General features: G+C 63.9%; 15 protein-coding genes. 5 read left to right on the forward strand and 10 right to left on the reverse strand.

Features of this window, described 5'->3' with window-relative positions; all coding sequences use genetic code 11:
* Positions 1-59: 59 nt before the first annotated feature.
* Together VQ071_RS16955 and VQ071_RS16960 are read right to left on the reverse strand one after the other, a co-directional pair.
* On the reverse strand, positions 60-848 hold the full coding sequence (locus VQ071_RS16955) for a response regulator transcription factor (protein WP_340515286.1): 789 nt from the start codon (positions 846-848) through the stop codon (positions 60-62).
* Entirely contained in the window at positions 845-2626 is a 1782-nt protein-coding gene (locus VQ071_RS16960) for a cache domain-containing sensor histidine kinase (protein WP_340515287.1), read from the reverse strand. Before VQ071_RS16960 ends, VQ071_RS16955 begins: the two co-directional genes overlap by 4 nt.
* 206 nt (positions 2627-2832) lie before the next feature.
* On the opposite strand from VQ071_RS16960, the gene VQ071_RS16965 reads away from it, so the two are divergent.
* The 3 genes from VQ071_RS16965 (at position 2833) to VQ071_RS16975 (ending at position 5369) form a co-directional block, all read left to right on the forward strand.
* Positions 2833-3831: a glycoside hydrolase family 43 protein gene (locus tag VQ071_RS16965; protein ID WP_340515288.1), complete on the forward strand. Its 999-nt coding sequence runs from the start codon at positions 2833-2835 to the stop codon at positions 3829-3831.
* Positions 3832-3921: 90 nt separating this feature from the next.
* Positions 3922-4350 carry a hypothetical protein gene (locus VQ071_RS16970; RefSeq protein WP_340515289.1) on the forward strand — a complete coding sequence of 143 codons (429 nt, stop codon included), beginning with the start codon at positions 3922-3924 and terminating at the stop codon, positions 4348-4350.
* An 809-nt stretch (positions 4351-5159) separates the two neighbouring features.
* Complete coding sequence (locus VQ071_RS16975; RefSeq protein ID WP_340515290.1) at positions 5160-5369, forward strand: DUF378 domain-containing protein; 210 nt, start codon at positions 5160-5162, stop codon at positions 5367-5369.
* A gap of 131 nt (positions 5370-5500) precedes the next feature.
* On the opposite strand, the gene VQ071_RS16980 is transcribed toward VQ071_RS16975, so the two are convergent.
* The 4 genes from VQ071_RS16980 to VQ071_RS16995 all read right to left on the reverse strand — a co-directional run bounded on the left by VQ071_RS16980 (position 5501) and on the right by VQ071_RS16995 (position 10287).
* Positions 5501-7183: a helix-turn-helix domain-containing protein gene (locus VQ071_RS16980; protein ID WP_340515291.1), complete on the reverse strand. Its 1683-nt coding sequence runs from the start codon at positions 7181-7183 to the stop codon at positions 5501-5503.
* Positions 7176-8147 carry an ABC transporter substrate-binding protein gene (locus VQ071_RS16985; protein ID WP_340515292.1) on the reverse strand — a complete coding sequence of 324 codons (972 nt, stop codon included), beginning with the start codon at positions 8145-8147 and terminating at the stop codon, positions 7176-7178. Before VQ071_RS16985 ends, VQ071_RS16980 begins: the two co-directional genes overlap by 8 nt.
* 209 nt (positions 8148-8356) lie before the next feature.
* Positions 8357-9208: an NAD-dependent epimerase/dehydratase family protein gene (locus VQ071_RS16990; RefSeq protein WP_340515293.1), complete on the reverse strand. Its 852-nt coding sequence runs from the start codon at positions 9206-9208 to the stop codon at positions 8357-8359.
* The gene (locus VQ071_RS16995; RefSeq protein ID WP_340515294.1) at positions 9205-10287 is read right to left on the reverse strand and encodes a DMT family transporter; all 1083 of its coding nucleotides are present in this window, start codon (positions 10285-10287) and stop codon (positions 9205-9207) included. Before VQ071_RS16995 ends, VQ071_RS16990 begins: the two co-directional genes overlap by 4 nt.
* Before the next feature lie 139 nt (positions 10288-10426).
* On the opposite strand from VQ071_RS16995, the gene VQ071_RS17000 reads away from it, so the two are divergent.
* Positions 10427-11770 carry an aminotransferase-like domain-containing protein gene (locus VQ071_RS17000; RefSeq protein ID WP_340515295.1) on the forward strand — a complete coding sequence of 448 codons (1344 nt, stop codon included), beginning with the start codon at positions 10427-10429 and terminating at the stop codon, positions 11768-11770.
* A 387-nt stretch (positions 11771-12157) separates the two neighbouring features.
* On the opposite strand, the gene VQ071_RS17005 is transcribed toward VQ071_RS17000, so the two are convergent.
* The 3 genes from VQ071_RS17005 to VQ071_RS17015 all read right to left on the reverse strand — a co-directional run bounded on the left by VQ071_RS17005 (position 12158) and on the right by VQ071_RS17015 (position 18498).
* Positions 12158-16708, reverse strand: a complete 4551-nt coding sequence (locus VQ071_RS17005) for a DUF7948 domain-containing protein (protein WP_340515297.1) — start codon at positions 16706-16708, stop codon at positions 12158-12160.
* A gap of 293 nt (positions 16709-17001) precedes the next feature.
* A complete protein-coding gene (locus VQ071_RS17010) occupies positions 17002-17190 on the reverse strand; it encodes a hypothetical protein (RefSeq protein ID WP_340515298.1) in 189 nt (62 codons plus the stop codon).
* Between the two features lie 483 nt (positions 17191-17673).
* On the reverse strand, positions 17674-18498 hold the full coding sequence (locus tag VQ071_RS17015; protein WP_340515299.1) for a sugar phosphate isomerase/epimerase family protein: 825 nt from the start codon (positions 18496-18498) through the stop codon (positions 17674-17676).
* Positions 18499-18681: 183 nt separating this feature from the next.
* Here VQ071_RS17015 and VQ071_RS17020 point away from each other — a divergent pair, with 183 nt between their 5' ends.
* On the forward strand, positions 18682-19563 hold the full coding sequence (locus VQ071_RS17020) for an AraC family transcriptional regulator (RefSeq protein ID WP_340515300.1): 882 nt from the start codon (positions 18682-18684) through the stop codon (positions 19561-19563).
* Between the two features lie 953 nt (positions 19564-20516).
* Here VQ071_RS17020 and asd read toward each other — a convergent pair.
* Entirely contained in the window at positions 20517-21614 is a 1098-nt protein-coding gene (gene asd, locus VQ071_RS17025; protein WP_340515301.1) for an aspartate-semialdehyde dehydrogenase, read from the reverse strand.
* Positions 21615-21758: the final 144 nt, after the last annotated feature.

Genomic DNA, 21758 nt, shown 5'->3' on the forward strand with positions numbered 1-21758 from the left:
CAGTATAGAACTAGAAATGTAAGCGCAACAGTGAACTGCCGTTGGGAGAAACTCCACTTTTATTGGATCGACGGATCGGTGTCCGCCGCTTGCTGCCGATACTGTCTGGGGCTCAAGCCTTCGTTGTCCTTGAACACCTTGATGAAGTATTTATCCGTCTGGTAGCCGACCTTCTCGGCGATCTCCCAGACCGGCGATTGGGTGGCGACGAGCAGCTCCTTCGCTTTTTGCAGCCGAATCCGCGTCAGGTAATCGCTGAACGTCATGCCCGTCTGCTCCTTGAACAGCACGCTGAAATAGCTCGCGTTCAGGTGGAGCTGCTCCGCGACCTGCTTCATGCCGATCGCCTCGTGCAGATGCTCGTATATATAACCGATTGCATCCTTGATGGCGGTGCCGTACCGCGCCTCGTCGCGATTCACTTCGAGCAGCTTGGGATCGACGAGCTTCTCCATCGCGTCCAGCCGGTCCCTGCCGCTCACGAGCTCGAATGCGCGCTCCACGGTGCCGATCAGGATCCCTTTGTCCAGCGGCTTGAGGATATAGTCGAATGCGCCGAGCTGCAGCGCCCGCTTCGCATACTCGAATTCGGCATGGCCGGAGATGACGATGACGACGGGCAGCGGTCCGCGCGCCGCGAGCGCCTCCAGCATCTGCAGACCGTCGATCTCGGGCATGCGCACGTCCGTGATGATGATATGGGCCTGATTGGCATTCAGCCACGAGAGCGCTTCGACCCCGCTCGCGGCGATCTCGATCCGATGCCTGCCCGCCGACCAGGCGGCGAGCGTCTTCTGGATGCCGAGGCGTGTGCGCGGCTCGTCGTCCACGATTAACAGCGTCTTCACAGCAGTTCGACTCCTCCCGGTGGAATAGTGATATCAAAGCGAACGATCGTGCCGACGCCGGTCTTGCTCTCGATATGCAGCCTGCTGCCGCGTCCCGCGATGTCCGGATAGTACAGCTTGAGACGCCGCTCCACATTGGACATGGCCACCCCCGCCCCCTTCTTGGAGGAAGGCAGCGCGTTTTCGCCCTCGATTTTCCGCATGAGCTTAGCCAGCGTCTCCTCGTCCATCCCGAGTCCGTCGTCGATGACGGCGATCGTCGCGATCCCCGGCTGCTGCGACACAACCTGAATCGTGACCGAGCCCGGACCGATGCGGCTCTCCACGCCGTGCAGGATCGCGTTCTCCACGAGCGGCTGTATGATCAGCTTGGGAATCGGCACCTGCATGAGCTTGTCGTCGGCGGCGATGCGCCAGCTCAGCCGATCGATCAGGCGCATCTTCATAATTTGCAAATACCGCTGCGCATGCTCCAGCTCGTCGCGCACGGTGACCCATTCGTCGTTGCCCCCCGTACTGCCGATGACATAGCGGAACAAGCCCGACATGGCGACGACGATGCCGGCCAGCTCCTCCTCGCCCTTGTCCTCGAGCGACCAATAGAACGCTTCCAGCGTGTTGAACAAAAAATGCGGATTGATCTGCGCCTGCAGCGCCTTGAGCTCGGTGCGGCTCTGCGTGATCTCCTTCTCGTACACGACCTGGATCAGCTCGTTCATATGCGTGACCATCTGGTTGTAGGTGTTGTTGAGCTCCCGAATCTCCAGCGAAGCGATCGGCGGCGACGGGGACAGATTCTGCTTGAGCCCGCCGAGCCGCGCGCCGCGCATCGTCCGCATCAGCTTGAGGATCGGCCGGGTGATGAGCGTGGACAGCAGCAAGGTCAGCAGCAGAAAAGCGACGGCGCTGATGCCGATCGACAGCAGAATCGCAGTCCGCAGCACCGAGATCCCCTCGGTCGAGGCGCGCACCGGGGTGAGCAGCACGAGCGTCCAGCCGGTCGCCTGGGACCGCTGCCGCACGGTCAGCAGCGCCTCGCCTCCGACCGACACCGTCGCGCCCTCCTGCGCGAGCACCTCCCTCGCATCGTCGGCCGCGAGGTCCGAGGTGATCGGATCGCCCCTCCCGTCGGCGAGCAGCATGTATTCGCCGCCCCCCTCCGCATCTCCCGCGAGCGGCTCGCTCATCTCGAAGTAATCGCGGCTCAGATGGACCGCCAGATAACCGCCCGCCGCATAGCCGCGGTCGATGAGCCGGATGCGGCGCATCGCGAGCACGGTGTCGGGCTGCGCCCGATCGAGCCCCAGCCATACGAGCCGTCCCTTCGCGCGGTCCGTCTGCTCGATCATGTCCGGCGTGACGCGCGCGCTCAGCCTGGTCTCGTCGAGCGGGAACAAGCGGCGGTAATCGGTCGTATACAGCTCGAGCGAGCGGATGCCGGACGAATAAGCCATATAGGTGCTCGCGATCTGGAGCAGCGACTGGCGCTCGTTGAATTCGGCGCGGCGGCCGTCCGCTTCCTTCAGCAGCAGCTTCTGCACGTAGTCGTTGGTCGCGAGCTGGGTCGTCAGCGAATCGATCTGATCCAGCAGCGCGTCGAGCCGGCCGTTCGCCTGCACCGCTGTCTGCTGAATATGCTTTTCGGCGCTGCTCCGCAGCAATACGGATACCTGGCCGTAAATATAAATGCCCGCAAAGGTCAGGATGACGATCATCGTCAGCGTAAAGACAGCGAATATTTGGTTTCGTAGCGTGTTCATCTCGCTCAGCTTGGCCAATCGTATCGCCACCCGTTTTCACACGAATCCAATCCCGTCTACTGTATCACAAAGACTGATTCGCCAGCCAACGGTTCATCTGGGGAGGATGCAAACATCTAAAAATAATAGGATAAAACCTAAACGTTGTGAGGTTCCGAGACATTGCGAAGTCTGCTAGTATATAGGAAAATGCCGCGATAGCGCTTACAAATGGAGGGTCACGGATGACGACGACAGGAACGAATGCTAACCGACCGCTCGTAACGCATATTTACACGGCGGATCCTTCCGCCCACGTCTTCGAAGACAAGCTGTACATCTATCCTTCCCACGATCTCGATCATGAGATGACGTCCAACGACAATGGCGATCAATACGATATGGAGGACTACCATGTCCTCTCCATGGACGAAGAGCTGACGACCGCCGTCGACCACGGCGAAGCGCTGCACCTGCGGGACATCCCCTGGGCGAGCAAGCAGCTATGGGCGCCCGACGCCGCCTGCCGCGACGGCAAGTATTATCTGTTCTTCCCGGCGCGGGACCACGACGGCATCTTCCGGATCGGAGTCGCTGTCGGGGAGAGGCCGCAAGGCCCATTCCGGCCGGAGCCGAGCTACATCCCCGGCAGCTACAGCATCGACCCCGCCGTCTTCGTCGACGACGACGGCAGCGCGTACATGTACTTTGGCGGCCTGTGGGGCGGCCAGCTCGAGAAGTGGCAGAGCGGCGACGGGTTCCAGGCGGATGCCGAAGGTCCGGCGGGCACGGAGCCCGCGATCGGGCCGCGCGTCGCCAAGCTGTCGGACGACATGCTGTCGTTCGCGGAGGCGCCGCGCGAGATCCGCATCGTCGACGAGGCCGGCGAGCCGATCCTGGCCGGCGACGAAGACCGCAGGTACTTCGAGGGGCCGTGGATGCACAAGTACGACGGGCGCTACTACCTGTCCTACTCCACCGGCACGACCCACCAGATCGTCTACGCGGTCGGGGACGATCCGTACGGCCCGTTCGTCTTCAAGGGCACGATCCTGACACCGGTCATCGGCTGGACGACGCATCACTCCATCGTGCAGTACCGGGACAAGTGGTACCTGTTCTACCACGACAGCTCCCTCTCCGGCGGCGCCGACAACAAGCGCTCCGTCAAGATGACCGAGCTGCGCTACCGTGCGGACGGCACGATCGAGACGATCGATCCGTACCCGGAACAGCAGGGCTGAGGATAGGCGCAGCTGGAGCGGCGGCTGGGGTCGGCGGAGAAGCTGGAGCGGCGGCCGGCGACGGGGCGCAGCCTGGAGCGGCGGCCGGCGATGGGGCGCAGCTGGAGCGGCGGCTGGCGACGGGGCGCAGTTGGAGCGGCGGCCGACGATGGGGCGAAGCTGGAGCGGCGGCTGGCGACGGGGCGCAGCCTGGAGCGGCGGCCGACGACGGGGCGAAGCTGGAGCGGCGGCCGGCGACGGGGCGAAGCTGGAGCGGCGGCCGGCGACGGGGCGCAGCCTGGAGCGGCGGCCGACGATGGGGCGCAGCTGGAGCGGCGGCTGGCGACGGGGCGCAGCTGGAGCGGCGGCCGACGACGGGGCGCAGCTGGAGCGGCGGCCGGCGACGGGGCGCAGCTGGAGCGGCGGCCGGCGACGGGGCGCAGCTGGAGCGGCGGCCGACGACGGGGCGCAGCTGGAGCGGCGGTCGGCGGAGAAGCTGGAGCGGGACGCAGCCTGGCGGAGAAGCGCCGCATTGCGTAGAACAGCCCAAACGCCTCCACTACAGGAGGCGTTTGGGCTGTTTGGCGCGCGGCGAGGGCCATCGCCTCCACTACAGGAGGCGATTGGGCTGTACGGCGCGCGACGGGGGCCATCGCCTCCACTACAGGAGGCGATTGGGCTGTACGGCGCGCGGCGAGGGCCATCGCCTTCACTACAGGAGGCGATTGGGCTGTTTGGCGCGCGGCGAGGGCAATCGCCCCCACTACAGGAGGCGATTGGTCCGTTTGGCGCACGGCGAGAGCCATCGCCTTCACTACAGGAGGCGATTGGTCCGTTTGGCGCGCGACCAGGGCCATCGCCTTCACTACAGGAGGCGATTGGTCCGTTTGGCGCGCGGCGAGGGCCATCGCCTCCACTACAGGAGGCGATTGGGCTGTACGGCGCGCGACGGGGGCCATCGCCTTCACTACAGGAGGCGATTGGGCTGTACAGCGAGCGGCGAGGGCCATCGCCTTCACTACAGGAGGCGATTGGGCTGTACGGCGCGCGACGGGGGCCATCGCCTTCACTACAGGAGGCGATTGGTCCGTTTGGCGCGCGGCGAGGGCCATCGCCTCCACTACAGGAGGCGATTGGACTGTACGGCGCGCGGCGAGGGCCATCGCCTCCACTACAGGAGGCGATTGGACTGTACGGCGCGCGGCGAGGGCCATCGCCTCTACTACGTTTGTTTCTTTGTTAAGAAGTAACATAAGCGCCATATGTTCTGCGTAGCTTATGAGTAGATTCCACTTGCAAATGGATGTGTCACATCGAGCTTTCAAATTTGCCAAGGGGGTTGACTCGATTTGAAAACGTTGAATGCTGTCGCGCTCGCTGTGCTGATTATCGGAGGGTTGAACTGGCTGCTGGTTGGTGTGTTTAAGTACGATTTGGTGTCCGATCTGTTCGGCGGGCAGGAGGATGTCGTGTCCCGGATCATCTACATCATCGTCGGCGTCTCCGCGCTATACGCGCTCAAGTTTTTCAGCGATGTCAGCGGCTCGCGTGGCCGGTAAATCCGCAACGCCGCTATCAAGAAAAGCCGGACGGCCGCCTTTGCAGGCGCCGCCCGGCTTTTACCGCGCTTATCGGAGGCGATAGGACGGGAGCACTCCGTCACACATATTGCTATTGCTGCCGCTGCTGCTCACCGCCACTGCACGCTCCCTCGCGCCGATCGCCGCGCAGCGGACGGCGGCTCGTCTCCGAGCCACTCGGCCAGCTCGAGCAGGGCTCGGCTCAGCGGCTCGGCCGCATATTCGTTGACGGGCGCCGCAAAAAAACCGTCGTGCACCCGCGCATGCACCTTGCCCTCGCGGACGGCGGGCAGGTCCCGCCAGGTGTCCGCTCGCGTCAGACGCTCCCAGGCGGTTCTGGCAGCCTCGTCCTGCCCCAGTCGCACCAGCATGCGGTCCGCCCCGATGCCCGCCAGCTCCTCCGGCTCAATCGGCCTGGCCCACCAGTCCTGCCCCAGCCCGGATGGCACGGCGCAGCCAAGATCGTCGTAGAGCAGCGTCCCCGCGCGCCGGCCGCAGACGGACACGCCTTGCCCGCCGACGCTCAGCATCAGGACAGCGTCCGCGCCGACGACGCGGCCGACCCGCTCGCGCACCTCCTGCGCACGGCGGTCATAGCGGTCCAACCAGCCGGCCGCCTCCGCTTCCAGCTCCAGAAACCCGGCCACGCTCCGCAAATGCCCGCGCCAGTCCGCCGCCCAATCCAGGAACAGCGCAGGCGCCACCTCCCGCAGTCGGTCTTGCTCCGCCTCGGGTATGAACGCGCCGATGCCCACGATCCGGTCCGGCCTCGCCGCGCGCAAGGCGGCCAGATTGAATTCGTATTGATGACTGAGCCGCGTCGTGACCTCGCAATCGTAGCGGTTGCGGTAGCGGTCCGTCCAATACTGGTCCATCGGCGCCGCGAGCGGGATCGTCTGCAGCGCCAGCAACTGCCCGATGTTGATCCAACTGTAGGCCGCGATCCGCCGCTTCTGATTGCGCTGATAGACGGCCGGCGCGACACCGGTCTGCTTTTTGAACAAACTGCTGAAGTAGCTCTCGTTCTTGTAGCCGACCCGGTACACGATCTCCCCCAGCGCAGGGCCGCCCGGCTCCCGCATGAGCCGCTTGGCTGCTCTCAATCTCAGCTCCGTCCGGTAGTCGATGACGCCTCTGCCGTACCGCTCCTTGAACAGCCGCATGAAATGGTAGCGGCTCAGTCCCGCGATGCCCGCCAGCTCGTCGATCGTCAGCTCGTCGGCGTACCGCCGCTCTAGCTCCAGCCTGGCCGCCTCCAGCGCCAGCTCCGTCCGCTGCTCCCGATCGTGCAGCGCCAAGCCGAGCAGCTCCAGCAGTCCGGCTTCGCAGCGCAGCCGGTCCGACGGCGCGCCGCTTCGCCAGCCGGCGCAGATCGCCCCGTATAGCTGGCCCGCCAGGGAGGCCGGCGATATCTGCGCCTCCGCCGGCAGCGGCAGCGGCGCGTCAGCGGGCACGGCCGTCAGCATGCCGGGATGCTCGCCGGACGGGCCGAATGCGGCGAAGGACAGCAGCAGCAGCTCCAGCGGCTGTCCCGAATAGTTCGTCAGCTCGATCAGTTGGCCCGGACGGCAGACGAACAGATCGCCCGGCCGCAGCACCCGTATGCGGCCGTCGATGACAAGCTGTCCGCCGTGCGCGTTGGAGAGCAGCAGCGCACGCGTATCCGTTTCGACGAACCTGCGCTCGGTCGATGGCGACTGGGGCGCATCGCGGATCGTGCGGACATCCAGCAGCCGATAACAGAGCAAACCCGGGGCCGGTGGCCCCAGGTCGTCGCTATTGTCCCTATTCATGCACGTTTTTCAGCACATCGTCGATGATCAAGCCGCCGGCGATGGAGTTCAGGTTGAACCAGTAGCCCGAGTCCGCCTCGAACACATGCCCTTCCTTGACCGCCTTCAGCTGCTGCCACAGCGGATTGTCGGTCGGCGGCGCCTGACGGCCCGGACCCGACAGCACGAAAATATAATCGACGTCCGCAAGCTCCGCCAGTTGCTCGGCCGAATACGACTCATAGCTGCCCTTGAGCACCGCCGGCTGGCCGAAGCCCAGCGCCTGATACAACGTCACGCCGCCGTAGAAGTCGGAGCCGAACAGCTTGAAGCCCTTGTCGGCAGCTTGCAGCAGCACCGCCGTCTTCTCCGACGGCAGACTGCCGAGCTTGGCCTTCGCGTCCGCCAGCTTCTCGTCGTAGCGAGCCAGCGCAGCCGCGGCGGCGTCCTGCTCGTTCAGCAGCGCTCCGAGCTTCTCCAGATTGCCCCGCCAGTCCGCATCCGAGGTGGACAGCACGAACGTCGGCGCGATCTTGGCGAACTGCTCGTAGCTGCCGCTCGGCGCGTAGGCCGACGTCAGGAAGATGATGAGGTCCGGGTTGTAGGAGAGCACCTCCTCGGGCTTGAGCCCGTCGTCCATGCGCAGGACCGGTACATCCGAGAGCTTGTCTTGCAAATATTGCTGCGGCACGCCCCCCGCGCCCCACTGGGCCACGGGCTTCATGCCGAGCGCGGACAGCGGGTCTTCGAGGAACGGTGCGACGATTCGCTGCGGATGGTCGGGCACACGGACCTCGTGCCCATCCGCGTCCGTGAGCAGACGGCCATCCGCTTCGCTCGCGGCCGGGCTTGCGGACGGCTGCGCCGTTGCGGCGGCGGACGCCGTCTGGCTGCTCGCCCCGCCCTTGTCGCCGGAATCGCCGCAAGCGGCCAGCAGGAAAACAATAAGTAAGATCGTAGCAAATTGCGCGAGTCGTGAGGACATATTTATTCAGTAGCTCCTATACAAGTGATATTGATTATCATTATTAACTTAGTATAGAAGCATTTGTCCCGAATGTGAATGAGGCATCGTGCTGTTTTTTTGAAATGTGGCGCATAATGGCTATCCTTCAGCAGAGCCGCCGGCCGCCGCCGTCGATGGCGCATCGCTGCGAAGCCCGCCCGCCGCAGCCTCCGGGCAAGGCGCTGCTATCAGCCGAGCGTCGCCGCGAAGCCGTCCCGCCAGTCGGCATAGCGCGGCTGCCAGCCGAGCCGCCTGGCCTTGGCGTTATCCGCGCCGCGCTCGCCGCGGGCGGCGCCCGGCTGCCGCTCCGGCGCGGGCGCGCCCAGCAGCGCCGCATAATACGGCAGCCACTCGCTGCCCGGCGCCGGGCGGTCGTCCGCGATGTTCACCGCGCCGGACGGCCAGTCCAGCGCGAGCAGTGCCGCCCGTGCGGCGTCGTCCACGTGGACGAACGACGCCGTGCCGTCGGTGGCGGGCAGCGCGCCGAGCCGCGCCTGGTCCGCCATGAAGCCGTCCCGGGCATACCAGGTGCCCGGCCCGTAGAACAGCCCGTAGCGGAGGATCACCGCTTCGGGCATGTCCGCAGCCGCGCTCTCCAGGGCGTGCACGCCCTGGATGGTGGCGCTGCGCGGCGGCGGCGCGTCCAGGTCGAGCGGCTCCTCCTCGCTCGCGGGACCCTCGCCCGGCGCATACGCCCAGCAGATGCTCTGCGCGATCATCCGCCGCGCGCCCGCAGCCAGCGCGGCGTCGACGAGATTGCGCGTCCCCTCGATCCGGATGCGCGAGTTGCTGCCGAAGTCGCGCTCGCCAAGCGACGTCAGCTGATGAATGACCGTCTCCGGCTCAGCCTCGCGCACCGCCGCGAAGACGGAATCCCGGTCGAGCGCGTCGAGCACGACCGCCCGCATGCCCAGCCGCTTGAGCTCGGCCGCCTTCTCGGGGCGGCGGGTGAAGCCCGTCACTTCGTGACCGGCTGCCAGCAGCATCGGGATCAACGGCTGTCCGATGGCGCCGGTGGCGCCTGCAACTGCAATTCTCATCTGATATCGACCTCCGGGGATATGGATGTGGATGGAGCATTCGCAGCAGCGGCGGCACGCGTCGGCTCTGTCCGTGCGAGGCGAGCCGATCCCGCTCCCGCTTGTGCGGAGGGCGGAGCCGCCGTCTCGCCCTTGGCCGCAGGCCGATCGCGCCGCCGCCCGAAGCCGCGGTAGTTGGCGCCGATGACGCCCGCCAGCAGGCAGATCGAACCGATCGTCTGCGCCCCGCTCCAGTGATCGCCCATCAGCAGTACGCCCGACAGGATCGATATCAGGTTGCCGAGATTGGTGAACAGGCTCACCTTGAACGCTTCGATCCGGGCCAGTGCGACGTTGGACAGCCAAGACGATACGAGCGATGACATGATCGCGATATACAGCAGCGGCAGCCAGAAGCCCGGTGCGGAAGATGGCGCGAGCAGCGCGGGCATCGTTCCCTGTACCGCGTGGCGGACCAGCGCCAGCGCGACGAAGATCATGCAGCCGGTCCGCATCATCGCATAGCTGAGCTGGATGGCGGTGTACGCGGCTCTGTGCCGCCGAACCAGCACGCCGTACAGCGCCAGCATGGCCGCCGACAGCAGCATCATCGTGCCGCCGAGCACGCTCATCCCCTGGAGCCCGCTGCCTCCGGCGCTTGTCATAAATACGAGGCCGCCGATCGAGACGAGCACGGACAGCATTTGGAACAGGCTCGCCCGTTCCTTCAACATCAGCGCGCCGAGCAGCAGCGCGAAGATCGGGGCGGTCGACGAGAAGACGCCTGCGCCCGACGTCGTCGAGGCGGAGATCCCGATCGCCTGGAAGGCGAAGAAGGCAGTCGGATAGATCAGGCCGACCAGCAGCAGCGGCCGGCGGCTCGTCCCCGGCTCCGGCTTCGGGATACGAATCCAGCCCAGACGCGCCGGGACGGCGAGCACGGCGTAGGACAGCGCGAACCGGTAGGCGAGCATGTCGAGCGGGTCGGCATGCTGCAGCGCGAGCTTCGTGAACATGAAGGAAAATCCGATGATGATCGCGTATAATAAAGCCAACGTATAGGTGGCTGCGGAGCTTTTTTCGCTTGCCGGTGTCGTCATGGCCTTTCCTCCTCGTGTCCGATTGCTGTGCCGGCCGGCATCACTTCGTGTTTCCAGCATAAGACATCGGGCTGCTTCGAGCCATCCATTTATACTCAAACTGTACCGGTACAATTCGCATGCTGGGAGTCGATCGACCATGATGAGATACGAAGCGCTGATGCGCGATATCGAACAAAAAATCGAGGACGGCCGTCTGCGCGGCGGGCAGAAGCTGCCGTCCATCCGGGAGGCTGCGGCGGCGTACGAATGCAGCAAGAGCACGGTCATCCGCGCGTACGCCGAGCTGGAGAAGCGCCATTTGCTATATTCCGTCCCGCAGAGCGGCTACTACGCCGTGCTGCAGCGACGGGAGGAAACCTCCGCCTCCTCTGCCGTCTCGTTGAACCTCTCGGCCGTCGCGCCGGACCCGGATGTTTTTCCGTATATCGACTTCCAGCACTGCATCAACAAGGCCATCGACCGCTACCGCAACCATCTGTTCACCTACGGCACGCCCCAGGGGCTCCCGTCCTTGCTCCAGGTGCTGAGCAGGCATCTCGCGTCCTATCAGGTGTTCGCACCCGCGGATCGGATCTCGATCACCTCCGGCGTGCAGCAGGCGCTGTCCATCCTGACGGCCATGACCTTCCCCTCCGGCAAGCGGACCGTGCTGGTCGAGCAGCCGACCTATGCGATCTTCATCGAAATGCTGGAGCTGCTCGGCGTGCCCGTGCAGGGCATCGCGCGGACGGAGACGGGCATCGATCTGGACGAGTTGGAGACGCTGTTCCGGACGGGCGACATCAAGTTTTTCTACACAATCCCGCGGTTCCAGAACCCGCTCGGCTCCTCGTACGCTGCCGGGACCAAGAAGGCGATCGCCGAGCTGGCGCGGCGCTATGACGTCATCGTCGTGGAGGACGACTATCTCGCGGACCTGGAGACCGATCCGAAGGCCGACCCGATTTATGCCTACGATTCTTCGCATGTCGTCTATCTGAAGAGCTACTCCAAGATTTTGTTCCCCGGCCTCCGCGTAGGCGTCGCCGTGCTGCCGCCCGACCTGCAGGCCGTCTTCGCCAAGCACAAGCGGTTCGCCGATATCGACAGCTCCATGCTGTCGCAGGCGGCGCTCGAGATCTACATCCAGAGCGGGATGTTCGCCCGGCGGCGGCGCGCGATCTCGGAAGCCTACCGCAGCCGGATGCAGCGGCTCGTCCGGGCGATGGACGCCTGCAACGATACGCCGGACGTGCGGCATATGCGGCCCGAGTCGGGCATGCACACGCATCTGGCGCTGCCGGCTTCGCTGCGCCCGGAGACGCTCGTCGACCGGCTCGCCAAGCGGAGGATCGAGACGCGGGACGCCGATGCGTGCTTCCTGCGCGGGTTCGTCAAGTGGCCCATGCTCCAGCTCAGCATCGCGCAGATCGGCGAGGAGCGGATCGACGAGGGCGTCGCCGCGATCTTCGCGGAGATCGGGCGGATGCGGCGGGGTTGAGGCGGGGTTGAGGCGCGGGCGAGCGGCGCAGCGGCAGCCAGCGATAGGCGCAGTGAGAAGCTCCACTGCCCCACAGCGTCCCCGCATGACCTGCAGCGCCGGGCCGCGATGCTTAAGCGAGCCTCCGAGCATGTTCTGCCGCGCATGTCCTGCTTGGCTTTTTCCCGAGAGCCGGGCTTGGCATCATTGTGGATGCTCTCGGCGAGCATCCCGACGATGCGCGCCGCATCGCCTTCCCTCAGCGCGTCCATTAAAGACAATATGATGGAGCAAGCCCATACGGCTGCGGATAAATTTTGTGCGGCAGCGGCAGCTGGGACATAGATGAAGCCGGATTCCTCCCGGGAACCCGGCCTGCCTTCCCTATCCATGCTCCGATTCCTGCCCCTATTCCTCCTCCTCCGCGATCACGCGCACCGAGGCCGTCGCCGTGCGCTTTGGCCCGTTGTCCGCGCTGAAGGTCACGGGGCTCGCAATGACGGTGTCGTCCTCGACGTCCGGCAGCCGGAACGGCACGCGGATAATCTCCTCCGCACCGATATCGAAGCGCTCGATCCGGACGAACAGATCCAGCAGGCGCGCCGTCAGCACACCGTTCAGCAGGTCGACGTTACCCGTATTGCGCAGCGTGATCGTAAAATGAACGATGTCGCCCGGACGGCCCTCCGCGCGGTCCACAGTCTCGGTCAGCAGCACGTCCGGCAGCGAAGCCGCCACGATGTCGACCGATGCCTGCTGCAGCGGCGACTGGTCCGAGAAGACGTTGACGTCGTTGCGGAAAATTTGGCCGCCGACGGCGTTCGCCGGAATCTTGAACGGCAGCGTCAGGATGCGGGATTCCCCCGGCCCGAGCGCCGGCATGACGGTGCTGAAGCCGAGCAGATTGTCGATGACGCGTACGTGGGTCAGCGTACGATTGGGCACATCCGTCAGTGTCCGATCCGACACATTGACGATCCGGATCGTCTTGATGACGGTCTCCCCCGGTCGTGCGACGTCCGGCGTCGCCTCGACCTCGATGGAGAGCAGCGTGGACGGCAGCGCCACGACGACGCGGGCCTCGCTCGTCGCCGGCGATCCGCTCTGGTTCTCCAGCCAGTTCACTGTGACGCGATTGGCGATCTCTGTCCCCTGCACTGCTGCCGCTGACACGGTATACGCGAGCTCGACCTCGGTCGTCGCACCCGGCGCGATGACGGCGATCGCGACGACCGCGCCGGTCAGCGAGTCGGCGACGCTGACCCCGGTCGCAGGATTGGCGCCCGTATTGGTCACCGCCACCGCATACCGAATCGTCTCGCCCGGCGCGGCCACATTCCGGTCCGGCCGCTTCGTGACGGCGAGCGTCGTCGGCGCGTCCGGCACGGAGATGACGACGACCGCGGCCGCCGCAGTCTGCGGCGGCGTCTGATCGGACGAGGCCGTCCATTCGTTGTCGATCACACTGCCGTTCGGCGCGCCGGCGGGCACGACATACGAGCCGGTCCGGGTCACGGTCGCTCCCGGCGCCAGCGTCGGGAGCGTCTCGAGGATGCCGAGCAGCGGATCGCTCAGCGCGATGCCTGTCTGTGCGGCCGCGAGCGCGTTGGTCACCGTCAGCGTATAGACGATCGTGTCGCCGGGCGCGGCCGTCGTGCGATCCGCGACCTTTGCCACGGTCAGCCCGACGGCCGCGACTGCGACAATCGCGCTGACCTGCTGTGCCCCCGTCTCCACGGCCGTGGCGGTCAACTGATTGACGATGTCCGAGCCGACCGGCGCCGACCGCGGGATCGTGTACGGGACGGCGAATTCGAGGCGCTCGCCGACGGCCAGACGGGGCACGGTGCGGCTGAAGCCGAGCAGCGGATCGTCCAGCCGGACGTCCGTGAGCGGCACGTTGCCGATGTTGTCGATGATGATGGTGTACTGCAGCGTATGCCGCGGCGCGGCCGAGGTCACGGAAGGCAGCTTGCGGACGCCGAGCAGCGGTGCGGCGATGACGCGCACGTCGAAGCTCGCGGTCGTCGACGGCGTCTGATCGCTCGTCGCGGTCGCCGTATTCGTATACGTCTGCGGCGGCGTCTCAAGCGGCACGAGGAACGGCACCTCAAAGGAACGCGTCTCGCCGATCGCGAGGCTCGGCACCCGGAAGTCCATACCGATCGTATCGTCCGCGATGACGACATTCGTCAGGACGACGTTGCCCGTGTTCTCCACTTCAAGCGTGAACAGGATGGACTCGCCCGGCAGCACGGCGATTCTGTCCGCGGACTTCGCCAAGCCGAGCCGCGGCGCGGGCAGCACCTCGACCGCCGTGCCTACGCGCTCCGGATCCGGCAGATTGTCGGCCGTGATCTCGGCTACGTTGGCGATTGTCAGTCCGATCTCCTGACCCTGCGGAATCGTGAACGGCCAATCGATCTGGAAGCTCGTGCCCTGCGCCAGGTTGCCGATGAACTGGTCGAAGCCGAGGAACGGATCGAAGATCCGGACGTTGATCAGCTCCGTATTGCCTCCGTTCCTCAGCGTGATCGTGAAGGTTACCGTCTGGCCGGGGATAGCGGCGGGCGGGCTGACCGTTTTCGCAGCGAATAGCCTCGGGGTCTCGACGACCCGGATATGCGCGATCGCCGACACCGGGTCCCGCAGCTGATCCGCGCGCGCAAACACTTCATTGACGATAATGCCGGGCGGATGATCCGGCGGTACCACGAAGTCGACGACGAACACCTGTATCTCGAAGGGAAAGAGCTCGGGCAGCACTGTGAAGAAGCCGAGCTGCGGGTCCTCGACGATGACGTTCGTGAGCGGCACGCCTTCATTCAGCAGCTCGATAAAATAACGTACATGCTCGCCCGGCCGCACCTCGAAGCGGTCGGTGAACTTGTTCAGCTTCAGCATAGCCCGACTCCCGAACTTCGTCACAAACGCGTCGATCCCTCTCCTGACGGGCTGGAAGGCGCCGGGCGTCGTCGGGAAGTCGTAGGAAAACGTCTGGCCTGTCACATAAATATCGCCGGCCGGGTCGACGGCCACGCCGTTGCCCAGATCGGTCGCGCTGCCGCCGAGATAGGTCGAGTAGGACAGCGACGACCCGAACGGGTCGAGCACGGTCACGAATGCATCGGCTTCCCCGTTCAGGAAAGGCTGGAACGCATCGGGCGTCACCGGATAATCGTTGGACGTCGTCTGCCCGGTGACGATCGCTTCGCGGGCAGCGTTGAGCGTGATGCCAAAAGGGGTATTCGAGCCGTGCCCGCCGATCAGCGCGGAGTAGATCAATCCCGTGCCGGCCGGATTCAGCTTGGTGACGAATACCCGGCGAATGCCCAGCGGCGTGACGAACGCGCCCGGCGTCAAGGGAAAGTCCGGCGACGTCGACTGGCCGGTCACATAGGCATTGCCCGCATCGTCGATCGCGATGCCGTTGATGTCGTCATTGCCCGGAGAGCCGAGTATGGTCGAATACACGAGCGCCGTCCCCGTCGGATTCAGCTTCGCGACGAAGCCGTCGATATCGCCCTGCAAGGTCGTCTGGAACGCGCCCGGCGTCGTCGGAAAATCGGGCGCCACCGTCTGGCCGCCGATAAAGGCATTGCCTGCCGCGTCTACGGCGATGCCGAGCGCATCGGTCGTGCCTCGGCCGCCCAGATACGTCGAGTAGACGAGAGCCGAGCCCGCGGCGTTCAGCTTGGTCACGAACGCGATCGGGATCGACGACGGATTCGTCGTTATGAGGGCGCCCGGCGTCACCGGGAAGTCCGGCGAGTCCGTCTGTCCGACCACGTACGCCTCGCCGGCGGCATCGACGGCGATGCCGTAGCCGCTGTCCCCGCCCGTCCCGCCCAAGTAGGTGGAGTAGACAAGCGAGCCGCCGTCCGGACTCAGCTTGGTGACGACCGCATGTGCTCTCGCCGAAGCGACGACAGGCTGGAAGGCACCCGGCGTCGTCGGATAATCGCCGGAGAAGCAGGAGCCCGTCACATAGGCATGGCCCCCCGCGTCCACCGCGATGGCTTGCCCGATGTCCCTGGCGCTGCCGCCGATATAGGTAGAGTAGACGAGTCCGGTGCCAGTCGGATTAAGTTTGGTGACGAAGAAGTCCTCGGCGCCCCGCAGCATCGTCTGAAACGCGCCCGGCGTCACGGGAAAGTCCGCCGACACCGTGCTCCCTGTCACATAAGCGAAACCTGCGCCATCCACGGCGATCGCGTTGCCTTCCTCCGTGCCCGATCCGCCCAGATAGGTCGAATATTCAATGACCGGATCGATGACGAGCGGCAGGCTGCCGTCATAAGGCTCCGTCAGCTCGAATCCGATCCAGGCGCCGCCTTCGGGACGAGGCTCCGTCCTGTACCGGCAGCCGATCTCCAGGCGCCGGCCCTCCGCCTCCTGATAGGCGACGGGGGCACGATCTGCGATCTGACCGAACGGCGTGTCGAGGAGCAGATCGCCCGCCTCGTCGATCCGCGCGCCGCCGCTGCCTTCGTAGGCGAACCGGATATCCTCCGCATGTGCGCCCGGCCGCAGCAGCCAGTCGAACTTGAGCTTGCCGCCCCGCCCTTGGACGGCCATGTCGATGCCCGGCCACAATTCCCGGTAGGCGACGCTCCGATACAGGTCCACGCCCTGGATATGACGCGAGCTGTCCCCGCCGCGGAGATAGTTGTATTTGCCCGGGTCCCGCCATACCCCTTCCGGCTCGCCCGTGCCGCCCCGGCCCTCGAAGCGCAGCGCCAGGACGAAGCCCTCGACGATCTCCTCGTCTTCCCGCTTCGACCTGCTCTCGAAGAAGGTCATGACCATACGATCCGCTTCAAGCGCGCATCTGAACCTTCCCTCTTGTGCCGCGAAGCGCGTATTTTCGTCGAATTGGCCTTCATTTCGCGCGAACAAGAGCGGCAGGCTGCCATACGAACGGACGGCTCTTGCCCAGCCGTATTCCGCAACGTTCAACCACAGTCCCTCCCCATGCATATATGACTAGGGTATGAGCGATCGGAGCGTATATGCTTCGCGCCGGCCGCCCTTTGACGAAGCATGTCAATATAACGGTGCTATGGCGCAAAAACAACCCTGCTGTCCGCCAACAGCAGGGTTGCTCGATTGATCGATGCATGCCATGTTCACATGATTATCGTACAGCGCTCCGACGGCTCCGTATTCAGGACAGTTCTCAGGATTGCTATTCATGGCAGGGCAGCTCCCCTCCCTCTGATTGGCCGGGTTCTCGGCTTGTCCCGCAATATTTAGAGGACGACCGCTACGATCTCGGAGATCGGTATGAATACCAGACCCGCTGCCGGGACGACAAATACGGCATTGCCGGCATCGAACCCCGCCCACTTGGCTCCGAGCAGGAAAATCCCGCCCTTAATCGCAATCTCCGCAACGACCGTCCCTACTGAAATTCGACTTAATATGGCTTCGGCTCCCACCGATATCCCCTCCTCTCTCCTTTTTGAGGACACCCCTGCAGCTGTCGGTCTGCAATGCTCGTCCCGCAGCACTGAACGAGCCTCCCGACGTACGGCTGAATACGCCTTTGGCTGGGCGCCCCGATCCGCGCCTGCTTGATGTTTGAATCGGAAGCTGCGGATTTTGTTTGATGAAGGCCTGGTCGCCTGTATATTTCATAGGGCTTGGCACCTCCTAACCTTTTGGATTAGTAATAGTTTATGATGCCGTCACGCGCATGCTTGGGTTGAATAACTTGTACAATCGCTTGTTTTGACTGTGGCTGCGGTTGCGTGGGTAGACACGGCTTCTTCGTTGGCCGGGCGTCGATGAGATTTGATTTCTGGCATGCCAAAAAAAGACCGTTCGGGGGTCGCCCTGACGGTCTTCGTTCGCTGGCAGCAGACAGCCGCACTATAACTATAACCTCGCAGCCACTCGCTTGCAGCCATCTGCGCCGGAGACTAAGCCTGCTGCAGCCACTGCTTCAGATCGTCCGTCGTGCGCAGGATGTCCTGCCGCTGAGCTTCGCCGGTGATCTCGCGCTCGATGATATAATCGCCCGCGAAGCCGATCTCACGCAGCTTGCGCACGAATGCGGGGAAGTTCACCTTGCCCGTGCCGGCGCGGACTTCCTCGCCTAGATTGTCGCCGTCCGTCGGATAGAGTCCATCCTTCACGTGAATGTTGCGCACGTAGTCGCCGATCGTGTCCAGCGCGTCGATCGGATTGCCTTTGCCGTACAGGATCAGGTTGGCCGGGTCGAGGTTGATGCCCAGATTGGACGTGCCGACCCGCTGGATCGTGCGCAGCAGCACGACAGGCGTCTCCTGCCCCGTCTCGAACCAGAAGCCGATCCCTTTGCGCTCGCAATACGCAGCCACTTCGCGGATCGCTTCCACGACCGGCGGGTAGGCCGGATCGGTCATATTCTCCGGGATGAACCCGACATGGGTGATGATCGCCGGCGCGCCGATCGATGCCGCGAAGTCCGCCCACTTCTTCAGCGCCTCGATCCGCTCCGCGCGGTAAGTCTCCGGCACCAGCCCGAGCGTCAGCGGCCCCTGCGTGAAGTTCCACTCCGCCGGTCCCGGCACCCCCGCCCATACTGCACATATGCGCACGCCTGCCTCGCGCGATTCCTTGACGACCCGCGCTGCCACCTCCGGCGTGCAGTCCGCCATGTTCCACGAGCTGAGCTGGCATACGCCAAATCCGTATTCGGCGACCGCGCTGAACATATTGCCCTGCGCGCCCGTATCGATCGTATGAATGACGCCGATCTCCATCTGAATATTCCCTCCTGCTTCGACTGTGGTCGCGATGAGCGTCCTGGCCGCGATACGGCGGCCCGTTAGCCCCATCATAGCGTTTTCCATAAACCGTTGATTTAGAAAATATGTCGGCATAGTTGCACATTGGTTTGCATAATCGGACGGAATATTTATACTTAAGCTCGGAGGGGACGGACGATGGACTTTATCAAGCACCGCCTGCGCCAGCAGATCGTCGTGAACGACATATACACCTGCTACTACTTCGAGCAGTCCAATCGGGAGCAGTATATCGCGGAGAGCCACGATTTCTGGGAGATCGTATACGTCGACAAGGGCGAGGTGAACGCGAACACCGGATCGGGGTATTACCGGCTGAACCAGGGCAACATTCTCGTGCATAGTCCCAACGAATTCCATCAGCTCGAGAGCACGGGCAGCAAGGCGCCCAACCTGTTCATCGTCACCTTCCGCTGTGACGACGAAGCCATGGGCTTTTTCGACGAGAACAAGCTGTTCCGCATCGGGCGGGACGAGCATGCGGTGCTCGCGCGGCTCATGAAGGAAGGCCTGGACAGCTTCGGCCTCAATCAATATCCGATCACGCCCCGTCCAGATGCCGCGTTCGCCTCGGAGCAGCTGTTCAAGCTGTACCTGGAGCAGCTGCTGATCCTCATCATCCGGCGCGCACGGACGGGCGGGCAGCAAGCGGGGCGTCTGTTGTCCACGACGACGGAAAATCAGAGCGCGCACATGGGACAGCGCATCATCGCCTATCTCGAGCGGCATCTGTCGGACAAGGTCACGCTGGACAGCTTGTCCGCGGAATTCAGCATGAGCCGGACGCAGCTCAACATCCTGTTCAAGCGGACCGTCGGCATGGGCATCATCGCCTACCTCAACCGGCTGCGGATCGAGCGCGCCAAGGCATATATCCGCGAGGAGTTTTACAACCTGACCGAGATCGCCAACCTGCTCGGCTACAGCAGCGTCCACTACTTTTCCCGTCACTTCAAGCAGACCGTCGGCATGACGCCGTCGGAGTACGCCAGGACGATCAAGGCGCGGGGCGGCGAGTAAGCGGGGGATGGCACACGTCCGCCTCGTGTCGCGCCCCCTGCCGCCCCGGAGAAGCGGCATTGTTCCTATCCGAGACTACTTTGTCCGCACGCCGCCACCATTGCGCTCGTTTGTTCCTACCTGAGACTACTTTGTCCGCACACCACTACGATCGCGCTCGTTTGTTCCTACCTGAGACTACTTTGTCCTCACTCCGCCACCATTGCGCTCGTTTGTTCCTATCTGAGACTACTTTGTCCTCACTCCGCCACCATCGCGCTCGTTTGTTCCTATCTGAGACTACTTTGACCTTACTCCGCCACCATTGCGCTCGTTTGTTCCTACTTGAGACTACTTTGTCCTCACTCCGCCACCATCGCGCTCGTTTGTTCCTATCTGAGACTACTTTGACCTCACTCCGCCACCATTGCGCTCGTTTGTTCCTACCTGAGACTACTTTGTACGCACACCACTACCATTGCGCTCGCTTGTTCCTACCTGAGACTACTTTGTACGCACGCCGCCACCATCGCGCTCGTTTGTTCCTATCTGAGACTACTTTGTCAGCACGCTGCCACCATCGCGCTCGTTTGTTCCTATCTGGGACTACTTTGACCTCACTCCGCCACCATTGCGCTCGTTTGTTCCTACCTGAGACTACTTTGTCCTCACTCCGCCACCATCGCGCTCGTTTGTTCCTACCTGAGACTAATTTGCCCGTGCGCCGCCACCATCGCGCTCGCTTGTTCCTACCTGAGATTACTTTGACCTCAATCCGCCACCATCGCGCTCGTTTGTTCCTACCTGAGACTACTTGGCACGCACGCGCATCGGAAACGAACAAGTAAAAGCCGACTTTACCATCCATCCCGTGGGTGACGGCGATACGCACTCTGCTGCATCGCTAAAAAAGCTCCCCCGGACGATACGCCGGAGGAGCCGAGGACGCCGCTGCGGAAGCGGCAAACTATGCGTTATTGAACGGCCGGCTTGGCCGTGATGTAGCCTTCGGCCTTGAGCAGCTCCGCGATCAGCACGGCGCCGCCCGCAGCGCCGCGCAGCGTGTTGTGCGAGAGGCCGACGAACTTGTAGTCGTACAGGGAATCCTCGCGCAGTCTGCCGGCCGAGATGCCCATGCCGCCTTCGATGTCGCGGTCGAGCTTCGTCTGCGGCCGGTTGTCTTCCTCGAAGTACGTGATGAACTGCTTCGGCGCGCTCGGCAGTCCCAGCTCCTGCGGTCGGCCGCTGAAGCCCGCCCAGCGCGAGAGGATCTCGTCCCGCGACGGCTTGCGCTCGAACGAGACGAACAGCGTGGCCAGATGGCCGTCCGTGACCGGGACGCGGATGCACTGCGTCGTGATCTGCGGCTCGCTGGCAGCGTGGATCGCGCCGCCCTCTACGCTGCCCCAGATGCGCAGCGGCTCCTGCTCGCTCTTCTCTTCCTCGCCGCCGATGTACGGAATGACGTTGTCCAGCATCTCCGGCCAGTCCGTGAAGTTCTTGCCGGCGCCGGAGATCGCCTGATAGGTCGAGGCGACGACCGTCTTGGGCTTGAACTCCCGCAGCGCGTGCAGCAGCGGCACATAGCTCTGGATCGAGCAGTTCGGCTTGACGGCGATGAAGCCGGTTGCCGTGCCCAGACGCTCGCGTTGGGCGGCGATCACGTCCAGATGCTCGGGGTTGATCTCCGGGATGACCATCGGCACGTCGGGCGTCCAGCGGTGCGCGGAGTTGTTCGAGACGACGGGCGTACCCGTCCTGGCGTACGCTTCCTCGAGCGCCTTGATCTCGTCCTTCTTCATATCGACTGCGCAGAAAATAAAGTCGACGTCCGCGGCGACCTCCTCGACCTTCGAGGCATCCTGCACGACGATGGACTTGACCGCCTCCGGAATCGGCGTATCCAGCTTCCATCTGCCCTGCACGGCCTGCTCGTACGTCTTGCCCGCCGAACCTGCGCTGGCCGCGATGGCCGTTACTTTAAACCAAGGATGCCCATCCAGCAGCTGAACGAATCGCTGGCCGACCATTCCCGTTCCTCCGACGATACCTGCTCTCAGCAATTGCGACACTATGATCGATCCCCTTTCGAGTCGTATTTATATCGTATTTGATCCGATACTGCTTACCCTCTATTACATGTCAACCGCGCTTCCTCCGGAACAACAAAAAAATCCCGTCTCCAAGACTGACAGCAGTCTCAGGGACGAGATCAG

Source organism: Cohnella sp. 56, from assembly GCF_037963805.1.
Taxonomy (GTDB): domain Bacteria; phylum Bacillota; class Bacilli; order Paenibacillales; family Paenibacillaceae; genus Cohnella.

Excerpts from the sequence above, each read along its gene's own strand:
- VQ071_RS16965 (WP_340515288.1), top strand. The coding sequence starts at position 2,833 with ATGACGACGACAGGAACGAATGCTAACCGACCGCTCGTAACGCATATT.
- VQ071_RS16970 (WP_340515289.1), top strand. The coding sequence starts at position 3,922 with ATGGGGCGCAGCTGGAGCGGCGGCTGGCGACGGGGCGCAGTTGGAGCG.
- VQ071_RS16980 (WP_340515291.1), bottom strand. The coding sequence starts at position 7,183 with ATGAATAGGGACAATAGCGACGACCTGGGGCCACCGGCCCCGGGTTTG.
- VQ071_RS16985 (WP_340515292.1), bottom strand. The coding sequence starts at position 8,147 with ATGTCCTCACGACTCGCGCAATTTGCTACGATCTTACTTATTGTTTTC.
- VQ071_RS16990 (WP_340515293.1), bottom strand. The coding sequence starts at position 9,208 with ATGAGAATTGCAGTTGCAGGCGCCACCGGCGCCATCGGACAGCCGTTG.
- VQ071_RS16995 (WP_340515294.1), bottom strand. The coding sequence starts at position 10,287 with ATGACGACACCGGCAAGCGAAAAAAGCTCCGCAGCCACCTATACGTTG.
- VQ071_RS17000 (WP_340515295.1), top strand. The coding sequence starts at position 10,427 with ATGATGAGATACGAAGCGCTGATGCGCGATATCGAACAAAAAATCGAG.
- VQ071_RS17015 (WP_340515299.1), bottom strand. The coding sequence starts at position 18,498 with ATGGAGATCGGCGTCATTCATACGATCGATACGGGCGCGCAGGGCAAT.
- VQ071_RS17020 (WP_340515300.1), top strand. The coding sequence starts at position 18,682 with ATGGACTTTATCAAGCACCGCCTGCGCCAGCAGATCGTCGTGAACGAC.